Genomic DNA, 16,654 nt, shown 5'->3' on the forward strand with positions numbered 1-16,654 from the left:
CGCGCGCGTACTCACAGCCGCTTGACCCCCTTGATGCGGCCGACGCGCGCGGTCCGGGTCCGGGCCCTGGTCTTCAGCGCGCCGAGTCCGCCCCGCTGACCGCCGATCTTCAGGCCTGTGCCGGAGGAGAGCCACCCGGAGGAGATGTCGGTGGCCTTCTTGGCGGAGGTGCTGGTCTCTGCGAGGGGGTCGTTCTCCGCGCGGCGGGCGAGCGCCATGATCCCGGGGACGACGAAGGGTGCGAGCAGCAGGTCGTACAGCGCGGCCGTGAACAGCAGGCTGCCGAGACCGACATGACGGGCGGCGGTGTCGCCGACGAGGGCGCCGACACCGGCGTAGAGCAGGGTCGTGCCGACGGCGGCGGCGACCACGACGAGCATCGGGCCGGTGGCCGACTTGAGTCTGCCGTTCTCCGGTTTGGCGAGCCCGGCCAGATAGCCGATGACGCACAGCACCAGCGCGTAGCGCCCGGCGGCGTGGTCGGCGGGCGGCGCGAGGTCGGCCAGCAGTCCCGCGCCGAAGCCGACGAGGGCGCCGCCGACATGGCCGTAGACCATCGCGAGACCGAGGACGGTCAGCAGCAGCACGTCCGGGACGGCGCCCGGGAGGTGGAGCCGGGACAGGACGCTGACCTGGAGGACCAGGGCGACGACGACGAGGGAGGTGGAGAGCAGGATCCGGTTGACGCGCAAGGGGAATCAGCTCCTACTGCTCTTGCTCGAGCTGGCCGTCGACAGGGGCGTTCGCGGACGGGGTGACCGTGACGGTGACCGTCGGCGTGGGGGTCGGTTTCGGCTTGTCGGGGAGCACCGTGTCGCGCGGGTCCTTCTTCGGGGCCTCGACGACGACGCCGACGATGTCGAGCTTGGTGAAGCTGGCGTACGGCGTGACGTAGAGGGTGCGGGTGAGGTCGCCGCCGGAGGGGTCGACGCGGGAGACGATGCCGACGGGGACACCGGGCACGAAGGGCTTGTCGGCCTGGGAGCCGAAGGTGACGAGGCGGTCGCCCTTCTTGATCTCGGCCTTGCCGTTGAGGAGTTCGACGCGCAGCGGGCGGTCGCCCTGTCCGGAGGCGAAGCCGAGCTCGTCGCTGGCCTCCATGCGGGTGCCGACGGTGAAGTCGGGGTCGTTGGCGAGGAGCACGGTGGCGGTGTTCGGGCCGACGGTCGTCACGCGCCCCACCAGTCCGTCGCCGTTGAGGACGGTCATGTCGCGCCTGATGCCGTCGTTGGAGCCGACGTCGATGGTGATGGTCCAGGAGAAGCCCTGGGCCGCTCCTATGGCGATGACCTCGGCGCCCTTGATGCCGTACTGACCCTCGCCCGCGACCTTCAGCATCGAGTTCAGCTGCTTGAGGCGGCTGGAGTTGCGGTCGTCGCTGCCGAGCTTCGCCTTGAGGGCCGCGTTCTCCTTCTCCAGCGCGGCGAGCCGGTCGTGCCGCTCGCCGGAGTCGCGGATCGCGGAGACCGCGTTGCCGACCGGGTTCACGGCGGACGACACACCGTCCTCGATGGGGCCGAAAACCGTGGCCGCGGCCTGGCGGGCACCGTCGACCGGCGAATCCTCCCCGCCGCGGATGTCCACCGTGATCAGTGCGAACGCGATGGCGATCAGCAGCACCAGGAGCAGCCGGCTCTCTCGTGTGTCCCTCACGTGCGGCGGCCGTGCCTTCCTCATAGGAATGTGCAGGTGTTCAGGTATGTGGTGTGGGTGTACAGAGGCTCGCGGATGCCTATGGGCGAGCTTATGCCTCTATATCAACGATCCGCCGTACGAGAGGAGATCATCTCGTACGGCGGAATCGAAGAGTTACGTCATCTGCGCGGCTGGGCGTCCAGCACCTGCTGGAGCGCCTCGAACTCCTCCACGCACTTGCCGGAGCCGAGCGCCACGCTGTCCAGCGGGTCCTCGGCGATGTGGATCGGCATGCCGGTCTCGCGCCGCAGCCGCTCGTCGAGGCCGCGCAGCAGGGCGCCGCCGCCGGTCAGAACGATTCCGCGGTCCATGATGTCGCCGGACAGCTCGGGCGGGCACTTGTCGAGGGTCGTCTTGACCGCGTCCACGATCGCGTTGACGGGTTCCTCGATCGCCTTGCGGACTTCGGCGGCTGAGATGACGACGGTCTTGGGCAGCCCGGAGACGAGGTCCCGGCCGCGGATTTCGGTGTGCTCGTCAGCGTCGAGGTCGTACGCCGAACCGATCGTGATCTTGATCTGCTCGGCCGTCCGCTCACCGAGGAGGAGCGAGTACTCCTTCTTGATGTGCTGGATGATCGAACTGTCCAACTCGTCGCCCGCGACCCGGATGGACTGGGCGGTCACGATCCCGCCGAGCGAAATGACCGCGACCTCCGTCGTGCCACCGCCGATGTCCACCACCATGTTGCCCGTCGCCTCGTGGACCGGCAGGCCGGAACCGATGGCGGCCGCCATGGGCTCCTCGATGATGTGCACCTGGCGGGCCCCGGCCTGGGACGACGCCTCGATGACGGCACGGCGCTCGACACCGGTGATGCCGGAGGGCACACACACGACGACGCGCGGCCTCGCGAGATACCGCCGCTTGTGGATCTTCAGAATGAAGTAGCGCAGCATCCGCTCGGTGATCTCGAAGTCGGCGATGACGCCGTCCTTCAGCGGACGTACGGCAACGATGTTGCCGGGCGTGCGCCCGATCATCTTCTTCGCTTCGGCGCCGACCGCCAGGATGCCACCGGTGTTGGTGTTGATCGCGACGACGGACGGCTCGTTGAGTACGATCCCGCGACCCCTGACGTACACCAGCGTGTTGGCGGTCCCGAGGTCGACAGCCATGTCACGGCCGATGAACGACATTGAGTTCCCCATCAGGATTCGTCTGGCCTTCCCGGGAGCTTTGAGGGCTTTTTCAGGTCGGCGAAGTGGGTGCGGTGACGTGAAGACTTCCATCGTAGTGGCGCCTACGCGAACACCGCGCGAGGGTCTTCGCCATTGTCAGCAGATGGAACGCCGCCGCGCTTGTGGAGACGGTCCATCGGGGGCACCCGTTCCCCCGATCGGCACGCATATGCCAAAGGACGGCCGAAAAGATACGGCCGCCCCAGGTCAGACCGACGGGCACCATGACGCCCCGTCAGAAAAAGCCACGAAACCTACGCACGCCCGGGGAAGAAGATCTTGACCTCGCGCTCGGCGGACTCCTCGGAGTCGGAGGCGTGGATCAGGTTCTCGCGGACGATCACACCGAAGTCCCCGCGGATGGAACCGGGGGCGGCGGCGATCGGGTCGGTGGGGCCGGCCAGCGCGCGCACGCCCTCGATGACCCGCTCACCCTCGACGATCAGCGCCACGACCGGGCCGGAGGCCATGAACTCCACCAGCGGCTCGTAGAAGGGCTTGCCCTTGTGCTCGCCGTAGTGCTGCTCCAGCGTGTCCTGGTCCAGGGTGCGCAGCTCCAGCGCGGTGATCTGCCAGCCGGCCTTGCGCTCGATACGGCTGATGATCTCGCCGGTCAGGCCACGACGGACGGCGTCGGGCTTGAGGAGGACGAGGGTGCGCTGGCTCACGTGAGACTCCTTGCGATCAAAAGTGTGCGGGGTGATGAGGTTACCCGGCGTGTCCGCCGGCCGGTCACGCAGCGTCAGGTGTAGTGGAGTCGGCCTGCGCGGCGAACCTCGCCTTCGCCTCGTCGACCTTCCGCCCGTAGTGCACCGAGGCCCACCACAGCGCCGCGAAGACCACGCCCAGGAAGAACATCGTCGGCACCACGAACCCGGAGGCGATCAGGGAGATCTGCAGGACCCAGCCGAGCGCGACGCCGCCGGGCCGGGTGATCACACCGCACAGCGCCAGACACAGGAACATGGCGATGCCGCTGACCGTCCACACCGTGGCCGTGGACAGGTCTTCGTCCTTCATCGCGACCAGACCGGCGAAGCCGATGATGAAGAACTCGCCGATCAGGGTCGATGAACAGAGAGTACGCATTCTTGGGATTCAGCCCTTCCCCAGCAGCAGCCGGGCCTCGCCGACGGTGATGACGGAACCGGTGACGAGCACACCGCCGCCCGCGAACTCGCCCTCCTCCTCGGACAGGGTGATCGCGGCCTCCAGCGCGTCGGGCAGCCGCGGCTCGACCTGTACGCGCTCCTCGCCGAACACCTCGACGGCGATCGCGGCCAACTCGTCGGCGTCCATGGCGCGGTGACTGGAGTTCTGGGTGATCACGATCTCCGCGAAGATCGGCTCGAAGGCCTCCAGGAGACCTCGTACGTTCTTGTCGCCACTGGCCCCGACCACACCGATCAGCCGGCTGAAGTCGAAGGCCTCACCGATCGCCTCGGCGGTGGCCCGGGCGCCCGCGGGGTTGTGCGCGGCGTCCAGCACGACGGTGGGAGAGCGCCGTACGATCTCCAGCCGCCCCGGCGACGACACGGCCGCGAACGCCTTGCGGACGGTGTCGATGTCGAGCGGCTCGGGCCGCTGCGAGCCGACACCGAAGAAACCCTCGACGGCGGCGAGCGCGACCGCGGCGTTGTGCGCCTGGTAGGCACCGTGCAGCGGGAGGTAGATCTCCTCGTACTCCCCGCCGAGTCCGCGCAGGGTGACCAGCTGTCCGCCGACGGCGACATGCCGCGCCACGACCCCGAACTCCAGCCCCTCGCGGGCCACGGTGGCGTCGACCTCGACGGCCTTCTTCAGCAGCACCTGCGCGGCGTCGACCGGCTGCTGCGCCAGGATGACGGTCGCGTCCTGCTTGACGACACCGGCCTTCTCCTTGGCGATCTCGCCGGGAGTCTCGCCGAGCCGGTCGGTGTGGTCCAGGTCGATGGGGGTCACGACGGCGACGTCACCATCGATGACGTTGGTCGCGTCCCAGGTGCCGCCCATCCCGACCTCGACGACGGCCACGTCCACGGGCGCGTCGGCGAAGGCGGCGTACGCCATGCCGGTCAGCACCTCGAAGAACGACAGCCGGTACTCCTGCTGCGCGTCCACCATCTCGATGTACGGCTTGATGTCCTCGTACGTCTCGATGAAGCGCTCGGCGGAGATCGGCGCCCCGTCGAGGCTGATGCGCTCGGTGACCGACTGCACGTGGGGGCTGGTGTACCTGCCGGTGCGCAGCTCGAAGGCGCCGAGAAGGGCCTCGATCATGCGGGCGGTGGAGGTCTTGCCGTTCGTCCCGGTGATGTGGATCGAGGGGTACGACCGCTGCGGCTCACCCAGGACGTCCATGAGCGCGGCGATACGGCTGACGGAGGGCTCGAGCTTGGTCTCGCCCCAGCGCGTGGCGAGTTCCGCCTCGACCTCGCGCAGCGCCTTGTCGACCTCGGGGTCCTGGGGGCGCGTCGGCACGTCTGCCTCCGGCGGTCCTCCCTGGGTGCGCAGGGTGCGGCTGCCGGCCTCGATGACCGCGAGGTCGGGGTCGCGGTCTGTCTCGGCGTCGATGATCTCGTCGAAGGGGTCGCTGTCGCTCACGGGGTCAGTCTACGGAGGGGGACCTAGAGAGTGCCTATGGAGTGGGGTGGCCCGTGAAGTCTGGCGGGTGCGAGTGCGTTGTGGCTGGCCGCGCAGTTCCCCGCGCCCCTGAGGGGCGCGAAGGGCCCCCGGAGTCCAGAAGACTCCGGGGGCCCTTCGCGCCGTACAAACCTCTACGCCTGCGGCAGCCTGTCCAGCTGGGACTGGATACGGGCGATGTCCTCGTCCGCCTTTGCCAGGCGGCCACGGATCTTGTCCACGACGTTGTCCGGGGCCTTGGCCAGGAACGCCTCGTTGCCGAGCTTGGCGTTGGCCTGGGACTTCTCCTTCTCAGCCGCTGCCAAGTCCTTCGCCAGGCGCTTGCGCTCCGCCGCGACGTCGATGGTGCCGGAGAGGTCGAGGGCGACCTCGGCGCCGGAGACCGGGAGGGTCGCCGTGGCCGTGAAGGCGTCGCCCTCCGGCTGGAGCCGGAGGAGCTGGCGGATGGCGGCCTCGTGCGCGGCCAGGGCCGTGCCGTCGAGGGTCAGACGGGCCGGGACGCGCTGGCCGGGCTGGAGACCCTGGTCGGCGCGGAAGCGGCGGACCTCGGTGATGACGGACTGGAGGGCCTCGATCTCGCGCTCGGCCGCGTCGTCGCGGAAGCCCGAGTCCTTGGGCCAGTCGGCGATGACGACCGACTCGCCGCCGGTGAGGGTGGTCCAGAGGGTCTCCGTGACGAACGGGACCACCGGGTGCAGCAGCTTGAGGGTGACGTCGAGGACCTCGCCCAGGACGCGCTTGCTGACCTCGGCCGGCTCTCCGCCCGCCTGGAACGTCGTCTTGGAGAGCTCGACGTACCAGTCGAAGACCTCGTCCCACGCGAAGTGGAAGAGGGCGTCGGAGAGCTTCGCGAACTGGTAGTCCTCGTAGAGCGCATCCACTTCGGCGACGACGGAGTTGAGGCGGGAGAGGATCCAGCGGTCCGTCGCCGACATCGCCGACGGGTCCGGCAGGGGCCCGTCCACCGTCGCGCCGTTCATCAGCGCGAAGCGCGTGGCGTTCCAGATCTTGTTGGCGAAGTTGCGGGAGCCCTGGACCCAGTCCTCGCCGATCGGGACGTCGACGCCGGGGTTGGCGCCGCGGGCGAGGGTGAAGCGCAGAGCGTCGCTGCCGTACTTGTCCATCCAGTCCAGCGGGTTGACCGCGTTGCCGAAGGACTTCGACATCTTCTTGCCGAACTGGTCGCGGACCATGCCGTGCAGGGCGATGGTGTGGAACGGCGGGGTGCCGTCCATCGCGTACAGGCCGAACATCATCATCCGGGCGACCCAGAAGAAGAGGATGTCGTAGCCGGTGACCAGGACGGAGTTCGGGTAGAACTTCGCGAGCGACTCGGTCTGTTCGGGCCAGCCGAGGGTCGAGAAGGGCCACAGGCCCGAGGAGAACCAGGTGTCGAGGACGTCGGTGTCCTGACGCCAGCCCTCACCGGTGGGCGGCTCCTCGTCGGGGCCGACGCAGACGACCTCGCCGTTCGGGCCGTAGAAGACCGGGATGCGGTGGCCCCACCACAACTGCCGTGAGATGCACCAGTCGTGGAGGTTGTCGACCCAGTCGAAGTACCGCTTCTCCATCTCCTGCGGGTGGATCTTGACGCGGCCGTCGCGGACCGCGTCACCGGCCGCCTTCGCGAGCGGGCCGACCTTGACCCACCACTGCATGGACAGACGCGGCTCGATGGTGGTCTTGCAGCGCGAGCAGTGGCCGACGGAGTGGACGTACGGCCGCTTCTCGGCGACGATCCGGCCCTCGGCGCGCAGGGCGGCGACGATGGCGGAGCGGGCCTCGAGGCGGTCCTGGCCCTGGAAGGGGCCGTGGGCCGTGATCACGGCGTGCTCGTCCATGACCGTGATGGCCGGCAGGTCGTGGCGCTGGCCGATCTCGAAGTCGTTCGGGTCGTGGGCCGGGGTGACCTTGACCGCACCGGTGCCGAACTCGGGGTCGACGTGGGTGTCGGCGACGACGGGAATGGAACGCTCGGTGAGCGGCAGCTTGATGAGCTTGCCGACCAGGTGCTTGTACCGCTCGTCGTCCGGGTGAACGGCGACGGCCGTGTCACCGAGCATGGTCTCGGCGCGGGTGGTGGCGACGACGAGCGTCTCGTCCCCGTCGCCGTACTTGATGGAGACGAGCTCGCCGTCGTCGTCCTGGTACTCGACCTCGATGTCGGAGATCGCGGTCAGACACCGGGGGCACCAGTTGATGATGCGCTCGGCGCGGTAGATCAGCTCGTCGTCGTAGAGCCGCTTGAAGATGGTCTGGACGGCCTGCGACAGCCCCTCGTCCATCGTGAAGCGCTCACGCGACCAGGCGACGGCGTCGCCGAGGCGACGCATCTGTCCGGAGATCTGTCCGCCGGACTCGCCCTTCCACTGCCAGACCCGCTCGACGAAGGCTTCCCGCCCGAGGTCGTGCCGGGACTTCCCTTCCTTCCCCAGCTCACGCTCGACGACGTTCTGGGTGGCGATGCCGGCGTGGTCCATGCCCGGCTGCCACAGCGTCTCGAAGCCCTGCATGCGCTTGCGGCGCGTGAGGGCGTCGATGAGGGTGTGCTCGAAGGCGTGCCCGAGGTGCAGGCTGCCGGTGACGTTCGGCGGCGGGATGACGATGGTGTACGGCGGCTTGTCGCTCTTCTCGTCCGCCTCGAAGTAACCCCGCTCCACCCAGCGCTCGTACAGCGGGCCCTCTACGTCGGCCGGCGCGTACTGGGTCGGCAGTTCGGTGTCGGGCGCTGATGGCTGCTGCTGAGCGTTCTCGGTCACGGGCTCAGTTTAGGGGTGTCGCGGGCATGTCCCGAAACGGCTTTGTTCTGTAACGGTGAGCCCCCCGATGCAATGCATCGCGTGTGCCTGCGCCAGGATGTTCGGAACACATAAGCATCTGGAGGGGAACCCAGTAATGAGTCACAACCAGCCGGGCCCGTACGGCGGGCAGCCCCAGCAGCCCGGTCCGTACGGTCAGCCGGGCCCGTACGGCCAGCAGCCGCCGCAGGCCCCTCAGCCCGGCTACGGCTACCCCCAGCAGCCCGCTCAGCCCCAGCAGCCGGGGTACGGCTACCCGCAGCAGCAGGGCGGCGTCCCGCCGCAGACCCCGCCGTACGGTCAGCAGCCGTACGGTCAGCAGCCCTACACGGCCCCGATGCCGCCGGTGCCGGGCGGGGGCGGCAAGAAGAAGATCGGCATCATCATCGGCGCGGTGGCGGTCGTGGCCGCGATCGCCGTGGGCGCGACTCTCCTGCTCGGTGGCGGGGACGGCGGCGGATCGGACATCGCGGACGACGGGGCGCACAAGCTGACGACTCCGGGCACCGTGCTCACCGAGTACAAGAAGTCCGACGGCGACAGCGACAGCATGACGAAGGAAGACCTCAAGGACGCCGAGTCCTGGGGTGTGAAGAACCCCAAGGACGTCAGCGCCGGCTACGAGGTCACGGACGAGAGCAACCCGCTGGGCGGCAAGATGCTCCAGTTCGGTGGCGTCTACGGCACCATCGACGACCCCGAGAAGGCCGTTGACGGCTTCTTCGCCTTCATGAAGAAGGACGCCGGCGAGGAGAACGTCACCTTCGAGGGCAGCGCGAAGGAGTACAAGCCCAGTTCGCTGGAGGGCGCGATCCTGAAGTGCCAGGGCGCCAAGATCGACAACTCCGACGAGGCGACGGCCGGCATGGCCAAGGAAATGAAGGTCACGTACTGCGTCTGGGGTGACCACAGCACGCTCGGCTTCGTGATGCCCATGGAGTACTCGGACATCGCCGCCGGCAAGGCCACGGACCCCGTGAAGGCGGCCGAGATGACGGCGAAGCTCCGCAAGGAAGTCCGCGTCAAGGCCTGACGTTTTGCTGAACCGCGAAGGGGCCCCGGTCAGTTGACCGGGGCCCCTTCGTTCGTCCGTGTGTACGGCGGCTGTTACGCCGTCTTCGCCTCTCCCGGGCCCCGTCCGTTGCGTGCATCGCGCGGGATCAGGGTCGGGTTGACGTTGGAGTGGACGACGTCCGCCGTGATGACGACGCGGGCCACGTCCTTGCGGGACGGGATCTCGTACATGACGCCCTGGAGGACTTCCTCCATGATGGCGCGGAGGCCTCGGGCGCCGGTCTGGCGGAGGATGGCCTGGTCGGCGATGGCTTCCAACGCCTCGCGCTCGAAGTCCAGCTCCACGCCGTCGAGTTCGAAGAGGCGCTGGTACTGCTTGACCAGGGCGTTGCGAGGCTCGACCAGGATCTGGAGGAGGGCCTCGCGGTCCAGGTTGTGGACCGAGGTGATCACCGGGAGGCGGCCGATGAACTCGGGGATCATGCCGAACTTGACCAGGTCCTCGGGCATGACGTCCTCGAACTGGTCCTTGGCCTCCAGCTCACGCTTCGAGCGGATCGTCGCGCCGAAGCCGATGCCCTTGGCGCCGGCCCGGGACTCGATGAGCTTCTCCAGGCCCGCGAAGGCACCGCCCACGATGAACAGGACGTTCGTCGTGTCGATCTGGATGAACTCCTGGTGCGGGTGCTTGCGGCCGCCCTGGGGCGGGACCGAGGCCGTCGTGCCCTCGAGGATCTTGAGCAGCGCCTGCTGGACGCCCTCGCCGCTCACATCCCGTGTGATCGAGGGGTTTTCACTCTTCCTCGCGACCTTGTCGATCTCATCGATGTAGATGATGCCGGTCTCGGCCTTCTTGACGTCGTAGTCCGCCGCCTGAATGAGTTTCAGGAGGATGTTCTCGACGTCCTCGCCGACGTAACCCGCCTCCGTGAGCGCCGTGGCGTCGGCGATCGCGAACGGGACGTTCAGCATGCGTGCCAGCGTCTGGGCCAGCAGCGTCTTGCCGGAGCCCGTGGGGCCCAGCAGGAGGATGTTGGACTTCGCCAACTCGATGGCGTCGTCACGGCCGCTGCCGCCGCCGTTCTCGCCGGCCTGGACGCGCTTGTAGTGGTTGTACACCGCCACGGAGAGCGCCTTCTTGGCCGACTCCTGGCCCACCACATAGCCCTCGAGGAACTCGTAGATCTCACGAGGCTTGGGGAGTTCCTCCCAGCGCACCTCGCTTGTCTCCGCGAGCTCTTCCTCGATGATCTCGTTGCAGAGGTCGATGCACTCGTCGCAGATGTACACACCAGGCCCTGCGATGAGCTTCTTGACCTGCTTCTGGCTCTTGCCGCAGAACGAGCACTTGAGCAGATCGCCGCCGTCACCGATGCGTGCCACGGTGTGCTTCCCCTTCGCCTGGGAGACGCCTAGGTCCAGCGGCTCCTGGTGCTGCCTTATTCCGACGGTACCTTGCCGGGCCCCCCGTTCGGGCCCCCCTTGGCGCGGTTCACTTTGACGTGCAGCGTGTCAAAGCACACGAACCGGACCAAGGGGCGGCAGACAATACAGCCTCCGACTAGCGGACGGATGCGTTGTTCATCTTCCGAGTGGAGATGATCTGGTCGATCAGACCGTAGGAGAGCGCCTCCTCGGCCGTGAGGATCTTGTCGCGCTCGATGTCCTCGCGGATCTTCTCGATCGGCGTGGTCGAGTGCTTGGCCAGCATGTCCTCCAGCTGCGCGCGCATCCGGAGGATCTCGTTGGCCGCGATCTCCAGGTCGGAGACCTGACCGCGGCCGGTCTCGCTGTACGGCTGGTGGATCAGCACACGCGCGTTCGGCAGCGCCATGCGCTTGCCCGGCGTACCGGCGGCCAGCAGGATGGCCGCGGCGGAGGCCGCCTGGCCCATGCAGACCGTCTGGACGTCCGGCTTCACGAACTGCATCGTGTCGTAGATCGCAGTCAGCGCGGTGAAGGAGCCGCCGGGGCTGTTGATATAGACCGAGATGTCACGGTCCGGGTCCATCGACTCCAGGCACAGCAGCTGCGCCATGACGTCGTTGGCGGAGGCGTCGTCGATCTGCACGCCGAGGAAGATCACGCGCTCCTCGAAGAGCTTCGCGTACGGGTCGTACTCGCGAACGCCCTGCGAGGTGCGCTCGACGAAGCGCGGGATGACGTAGCGGGACTCCGCGGAGGGGCCCGTGTACTCGGCGCGCGTGCGGTCGTACAGGCCGCTGCCGGGGTAGTCGTTCACTTTCTGTCTCCTAGAGGCTGAGGCGGTCGGCTGAGGGCTTGCAGGGGGCCTCAGGCCCCGGTGCCGCCGCCGCCCGGCATGTTGGCGGCCGTGGTGATGACGTCGTCGATGAGGCCGTACTCCTTGGCCTCGTCGGCGTCGAACCAGCGGTCGCGGTCGGAGGCGCGGGTGATCTCCTCGAACGACTGACCGGTGTGCCGGGAGGTCAGCTCCGCCATGCGCTTCTTCGTGTGCAGCAGCCGCTCTGCGTGGATCTTGATGTCCGAGGCCGAGCCGGCGAGGCCGGCGGACGGCTGGTGGATCAGGATCTCGGCGTTCGGCAGCGCGAAGCGCTTGCCGGGGGTGCCGGCGCTGAGCAGGAACTGGCCCATGGAGGCGGCGAGGCCCATGGCGATCGTCACCACGTCGTTCTTGATGTACTGCATGGTGTCGTAGATCGCCATGCCGGCCGTGATCGAACCGCCCGGGCTGTTGATGTAGAGGTAAATGTCCTTGTCCGGGTCCGCGGCAAGGAGAAGCAGCTGTGCGGTGATCTTGTTCGCGATGTCGTCGTCGACCGGCTGGCCGAGGAAGATGATCCGCTCGCCAAGCAGCCGGTTGTAGACCTGGTCGCCGAGGCCACCACCGATGGAAGGCTCGCCGGCGGCGGAGGGCATCAGATTCGTCACGTATCCACCTGCTCGTCTTACGACGGCGCCGGGCCGTCTTCACGTGTTCCCTGCGTGTTCCCTGCGGGGCTGGAGCCGCTCGGGACTCCACTCCCCTCGTATTCATGGACCCTAACGCGCTGGTCCCTTCGGGGAATCCCGCAAAGGGGGCTGTTCGCCGGGGGCGTAGCGCGGGGTGCCTCCGGCGGGTGGGCCACTGCCTACTCGCCGTGGCTGTGCTGCGCGTGGGCGGCTGCGGGTCGTATGGGGCTTGTCGCGCAGCTCCCCGCGCCCCTGGGTAGGAAAACGGGCCCCGGGTCATGAGTGACCCGGAGCCCGCCCTACAGCCTGCTCGGCGCCGTGGGCTCAGCCCTCGGTCTTCTCCGTGTCGGCGTCCGTGGCGTCCGCCTCCGTGGCCTCGGCGGCGACCTCGGCGGCCGTCTCGACCTCTTCCTCGTCGTCCAGGTCGATGACCTCGCCGTTGGTGTCCTTCACCGTGGCGGCCTCGACCACGACGGCCAGGGCCTTGCCCCGGGCGACCTCGCCGACCAGGAGCGGAACCTGGCCGCCCTCGACGACCGCCTGGGCGAACTGGTCGGGGGACATGCCCGAGGAAGCGGCGCGACGCATGAGGTGCTCGGTGAGCTCCTCCTGGTTGACGTTCAGCTTCTCGCGCTTGACCAGCTCGTCGAGGACGAACTGGGTCTTGATGCCCTTGACCGCGGCGTCCTTGGTCTCGGTCTCGAACTCCTCGACCGTCTTGCCCTGGATCTCGAGGTACTTCTCGAGGTCGAGGCCCATCTGGCCGAGCTGGTGGTGCTCGAGGTTGTGCTTACGGGTGTTGACCTCGTCCTCGAGCAGCTTCTCGGGGACCGGGACCTCGACCAGCTCGAGCAGCTTCTCCAGGACGCGCTCCTGGGCCTGCGTGGCCTGGTCGTACTGCTTCATGTTCTCGAGGCGCTTGCGGCTGTCGGCCTTGAGCTCGTCGAGGGTGTCGAACTCGGAGGCGAGCTGCGCGAACTCGTCGTCCAGCTCGGGCAGTTCGCGGGCGGCGACCTGGGTGACCTTGACGGTGACCTCGGACTCCTTGCCGGCCGCGGAGCCGCCCTTGAGCTCGGAGGTGAAGGTAGCCTCGCCACCGGCCTCCAGGCCCTTCACGGCGTCGTCGATGCCCTCGAGGAGCTCGCCGGAGCCGATGGTGTAGGAGACACCGCTGGCGATGCCGTCCTCGAGCACCTCTCCGTCGACCTTGGCCTCCAGGTCGATGGTGACGACGTCACCGTCCTCGGCGGCGCGCTCGACCGGGGAGGTGGAGGCGAAGCGCTCACGGAGCTCCTCCACCGACTTCTCGATGTCCTCGTCGCTCACCTCGACGGCGTCGACCTCGACCTCGATGGAGGAGAAGTCCTCGGGGAGCTCCAGGGACGGGCGGATGTCGACCTCGGCGGTGAAGTTCAGCGTGTCGCCGTCCTTCAGCTCGGTGATGTCGACCTCGGGCTGGCCGAGAACGTCCAGCTCGGCCTCGTTGACCGCTTCGGTGTAGAACTTCGGAAGCGCGTCGTTGACGGCCTCCTCCAGCACTGCACCACGGCCGAACCGCTGGTCGATGACGCGGGCCGGGATCTTGCCCTTACGGAAGCCCTTCACCGTGACCTGCTGGTTGATCTTCTTGTACGCCGCGTCGAGGCTGTCCTTGAGCTCCTCGAAGGGCACCTCGACAGTGAGCCGAACCCGAGTCGGGTTCAGGGTCTCCACGGCGCTCTTCACGGTTCGGTCTCCTTGTGGCTGACTTCTTGGATTCTGCCGGGGCCAGAACGGCTCCGGCGGATTAGCCGCCCTGAGGACTGCATCAGACGAGAGACACACGGGCGCGCAGCTTGCATAGTAACCGCAGCGGCTACACGCCCCAAAAGGCGATCAAGCCAGGTGATCGCGAAGGTGGCCGCCAATGGCCGGTCAATTGGTCGGGGTGGCGGGATTTGAACCCACGGCCTTCCGCTCCCAAAGCGGACGCGCTACCAAGCTGCGCCACACCCCGTCTGGTGCGACACGTAGGCTACATGCCCGCAGGCAGTGGAGCTGCCGCATTTACGGGGTGTGCGGCGAGGGGTCCCGACCCGCTACGATGCCTTCTGTGCCGCGGTCATCTGACCTGCGGCGCGCCCTGTGCGGGCGTAGCTCAATGGTAGAGCCCTAGTCTTCCAAACTAGCTACGCGGGTTCGATTCCCGTCGCCCGCTCTGTACGGCAAAGGGCCCGGTTCCTCGGAACCGGGCCCTTTCGTGTCACCCGGTCAGAGGGTGCGTACGTCCACGGTGTAGGCCGAGCGGATGCCGTACGCGACATAGAGGGCGTCGCCGACGAGGACCGGCGGGGCGGCCATGTCGGGGAAGTCGACGGTGCCGCTGTCGTCGCGGCCCCCGAGGGTGGCTTCGACGGTGCCGGTGGCCAGGTCGAGGACGGCCAGGCGGCCGCTGATGGACGAGAGGTAGAGGCGGGTGGCCGAGGCGGTGGGCGGGCCCGCCTGCTCCACTCCGGAGTCGCTCTCCCAGAGCTGTCTCCCGCTCTGCGGGTCGACCGCACGGACACCGCCGCTGGTGAGCGTGAAGTAGAGCCTGCCGCGCAGCAGGGTGGGGGTCGAGCCCTCCGGCTGGCTCTTGGAGAGCCGTACGGTCGTCAGGACGTGGGACGCGGCGTTGATCAGGGTCAGCGTGCGGTGCTCGCCGGTCGAGCCGAGGACGATCAGGCGCCCGTCGGCCTGTCCGACGATGTCCTTGTCCCCCGCGACCTCGATGGTCCAGTGCGCACGGCCGGTGGCCGGGTCGAGCTGCGCGATGCTCGTATGGCCGGCGGTGTCGTCGTCGTTCCACTTCTGGCAGACCAGATACCCGTGCCGGGCCGCGCTGCGCAGCAGGCAGATCTGTTCGTTCGGCTCGGGGAACTTCTGCTTCCAGCGGACCTTGCCGTCGTCGGCGTCGAGCAGGGCGAACTGCTCCCCGCGCTTGCCGTAGGTGGTGATCACGCCTTCGGGTACGGCGGTGGAGGCGCCCTGGTCGCTGGAGGGCTCCGCGGCCTCCTCGCCGTCGCCGGTGACCGTCTTCCAGATCACCTTGCCGGTCTCGGCGTCCAGGGACTGGATCGAGTAGCGGGCCGCGGTGGCCCCGTCGTCGGCGCCGACGGCCCGGTCGTCGGAGCCGTAGGCGTACACGCGGCCGTCGCGGGTGCCGATGATCGTGCCTCCGCCGGAGCTGCTGCTGCCGATGTCGTCCGCTGTCGCGTCGATGGGCAGGCTCCAGGTGTTGCGGCCGTCCGCCAGAGCGAAGCGTGTGGCGAGGATTTCGTCGCCCGCGCACACCAGGGACGTGCCGCCGGAGGCGACGCAGCGGTTGAAGGGGGCGCCGGCGCCTATCGGGTCCTTGTCGACGCTCGGGTCCTTCGCCTGCTTGCGCCATTCCTCCCAGCCGGCCGGCAGGTTGCCCGGGGCCGGGTCGTCACCGGTGAGGGCGACCGTCGTGGTGGCCGCCGCCGCGAGGGCGAGGGCGCCTGCCGCGGCGGCCAGCCAGAGGCGTTTACGGCGGGGGCGGCGGGGCTTGCCCGTGTCGACCACGGTCGGGGTGTCGTCCGTGGGGCGGGGGGCCGGCCAGTCGCCGTCCTTCAGCAACCGCAGCAACTCGTCCGCCGTGGGGCGGGACTTGGGCTCCTTCTCCAGACAGAGGCGGATGAAGGGGAGCAACTCGGACGGGACGTCGTCGAGTTCGGGGGCGCCCTCGACCACGCGGATCGCCGTCTCGTAGGGGCTCGGGCTGTCGAAGGGGCCCCGGCCCGACGCAGCGAAGGCGACCACCGCGCCCAGCGAGAAGATGTCGGCCGCCGGGCCCACGTCCTGGGGCGCGGAGAACTGTTCCGGGGACATGAAGGGCGGGGTGCCCATCACGCGGCCGGTCTGGGTGAGGACATCGGAGGCGGCGAACTCGGTGGCGCGGGAGATGCCGAAGTCGATGACGCGGGGGCCGTCGTCGGCAAGCATCACGTTGGCCGGTTTCAGGTCGCGGTGGACCACGCCCGCGCGGTGGATGTCGCGGATCGCCTCCGCCAGGCCCGCGGCGAGTTCACGGAGCCGGTGGGGCGGCAGCGGGCCGTTGTCGCGTATGTGCGTGCCGAGATCCGAGCCCGGTATGTAGAGCGTGGCCATCCAGGGGCGCGGCGCGGCGGCGTCCGCGTCCACGACCGGAGCCGTGAAGGCACCGCTGACCTGACGGGCGGCGGCCACCTCACGGCGGAACCGGGCGCGGAACTCGTCGTCGTCGGCGTACTGGGCGTGCACCACCTTGACCGCGAGACGGCGGCCGGAGGCGGAGCGGGCGAGGTAGACCACACCCATTCCGCCGCTGCCCAGACGGTCCTCGATGCGGTAGCCGCCCGCCTCCGCCGGGTCCGAGTCGCGCAGCACCATCCC

The 16,654-nt window shown here is 68.6% G+C and carries 13 protein-coding genes and 2 tRNA genes; 2 read left to right on the top strand and 13 right to left on the bottom strand.

Going from position 1 to position 16,654, the window contains the following annotated elements; all coding sequences use genetic code 11:
• Nucleotides 1-11: 11 nt before the first annotated feature.
• From mreD to OHU89_RS18280, 7 genes are all read right to left on the bottom strand, one after another.
• Nucleotides 12-692, bottom strand: a complete 681-nt coding sequence (gene mreD, locus OHU89_RS18250) for a rod shape-determining protein MreD (protein ID WP_405644210.1) — start codon at nt 690-692, stop codon at nt 12-14.
• Nucleotides 693-705: 13 nt separating this feature from the next.
• Complete coding sequence (gene mreC / locus OHU89_RS18255; protein ID WP_405644212.1) at nt 706-1,653, bottom strand: rod shape-determining protein MreC; 948 nt, start codon at nt 1,651-1,653, stop codon at nt 706-708.
• A gap of 161 nt (nt 1,654-1,814) precedes the next feature.
• Nucleotides 1,815-2,834 (bottom strand): rod shape-determining protein, encoded by a 1,020-nt coding sequence (locus OHU89_RS18260; protein WP_030601536.1) that lies wholly within the window; start codon nt 2,832-2,834, stop codon nt 1,815-1,817.
• A gap of 296 nt (nt 2,835-3,130) precedes the next feature.
• Nucleotides 3,131-3,544, bottom strand: coding sequence for a nucleoside-diphosphate kinase (gene ndk, locus OHU89_RS18265; protein ID WP_059205347.1), 414 nt, complete (start codon nt 3,542-3,544; stop codon nt 3,131-3,133).
• 64 nt (nt 3,545-3,608) lie between these two features.
• Nucleotides 3,609-3,965: a DUF4233 domain-containing protein gene (locus OHU89_RS18270; protein WP_266892439.1), complete on the bottom strand. Its 357-nt coding sequence runs from the start codon at nt 3,963-3,965 to the stop codon at nt 3,609-3,611.
• A gap of 9 nt (nt 3,966-3,974) precedes the next feature.
• Nucleotides 3,975-5,459 (bottom strand): folylpolyglutamate synthase/dihydrofolate synthase family protein, encoded by a 1,485-nt coding sequence (locus tag OHU89_RS18275; protein WP_266892437.1) that lies wholly within the window; start codon nt 5,457-5,459, stop codon nt 3,975-3,977.
• A gap of 173 nt (nt 5,460-5,632) precedes the next feature.
• Nucleotides 5,633-8,257 (bottom strand): valine--tRNA ligase, encoded by a 2,625-nt coding sequence (locus OHU89_RS18280; protein ID WP_405644215.1) that lies wholly within the window; start codon nt 8,255-8,257, stop codon nt 5,633-5,635.
• A 136-nt stretch (nt 8,258-8,393) separates the two neighbouring features.
• Between OHU89_RS18280 and OHU89_RS18285 the strand changes: the two genes are divergently transcribed.
• Nucleotides 8,394-9,329, top strand: coding sequence for a hypothetical protein (locus OHU89_RS18285; protein ID WP_405644217.1), 936 nt, complete (start codon nt 8,394-8,396; stop codon nt 9,327-9,329).
• 74 nt (nt 9,330-9,403) lie between these two features.
• Here OHU89_RS18285 and clpX read toward each other — a convergent pair whose 3' ends face one another.
• The 5 genes from clpX to OHU89_RS18310 form a co-directional block, all read right to left on the bottom strand.
• Complete coding sequence (gene clpX, locus OHU89_RS18290) at nt 9,404-10,693, bottom strand: ATP-dependent Clp protease ATP-binding subunit ClpX (RefSeq protein ID WP_266892431.1); 1,290 nt, start codon at nt 10,691-10,693, stop codon at nt 9,404-9,406.
• Nucleotides 10,694-10,871: 178 nt separating this feature from the next.
• A complete protein-coding gene (locus tag OHU89_RS18295) occupies nt 10,872-11,552 on the bottom strand; it encodes an ATP-dependent Clp protease proteolytic subunit (RefSeq protein ID WP_323185170.1) in 681 nt (226 codons plus the stop codon).
• A gap of 50 nt (nt 11,553-11,602) precedes the next feature.
• Complete coding sequence (locus OHU89_RS18300; RefSeq protein WP_405654547.1) at nt 11,603-12,208, bottom strand: ATP-dependent Clp protease proteolytic subunit; 606 nt, start codon at nt 12,206-12,208, stop codon at nt 11,603-11,605.
• 357 nt (nt 12,209-12,565) lie between these two features.
• On the bottom strand, nt 12,566-13,966 hold the full coding sequence (tig, locus tag OHU89_RS18305) for a trigger factor (protein ID WP_266892429.1): 1,401 nt from the start codon (nt 13,964-13,966) through the stop codon (nt 12,566-12,568).
• Nucleotides 13,967-14,160: 194 nt separating this feature from the next.
• A tRNA-Pro gene (locus OHU89_RS18310) sits at nt 14,161-14,237 on the bottom strand.
• 130 nt (nt 14,238-14,367) lie between these two features.
• Here OHU89_RS18310 and OHU89_RS18315 point away from each other — a divergent pair.
• Nucleotides 14,368-14,438 (top strand) — tRNA-Gly (locus OHU89_RS18315).
• A 53-nt stretch (nt 14,439-14,491) separates the two neighbouring features.
• Here OHU89_RS18315 and OHU89_RS18320 read toward each other — a convergent pair.
• Nucleotides 14,492-16,651: a protein kinase domain-containing protein gene (locus OHU89_RS18320; protein ID WP_405644219.1), complete on the bottom strand. Its 2,160-nt coding sequence runs from the start codon at nt 16,649-16,651 to the stop codon at nt 14,492-14,494.
• Nucleotides 16,652-16,654: the final 3 nt, after the last annotated feature.

Origin of the sequence: Streptomyces sp. NBC_00019, from assembly GCF_045041015.1 — a bacterium.
Lineage (GTDB): Bacteria > Actinomycetota > Actinomycetes > Streptomycetales > Streptomycetaceae > Streptomyces.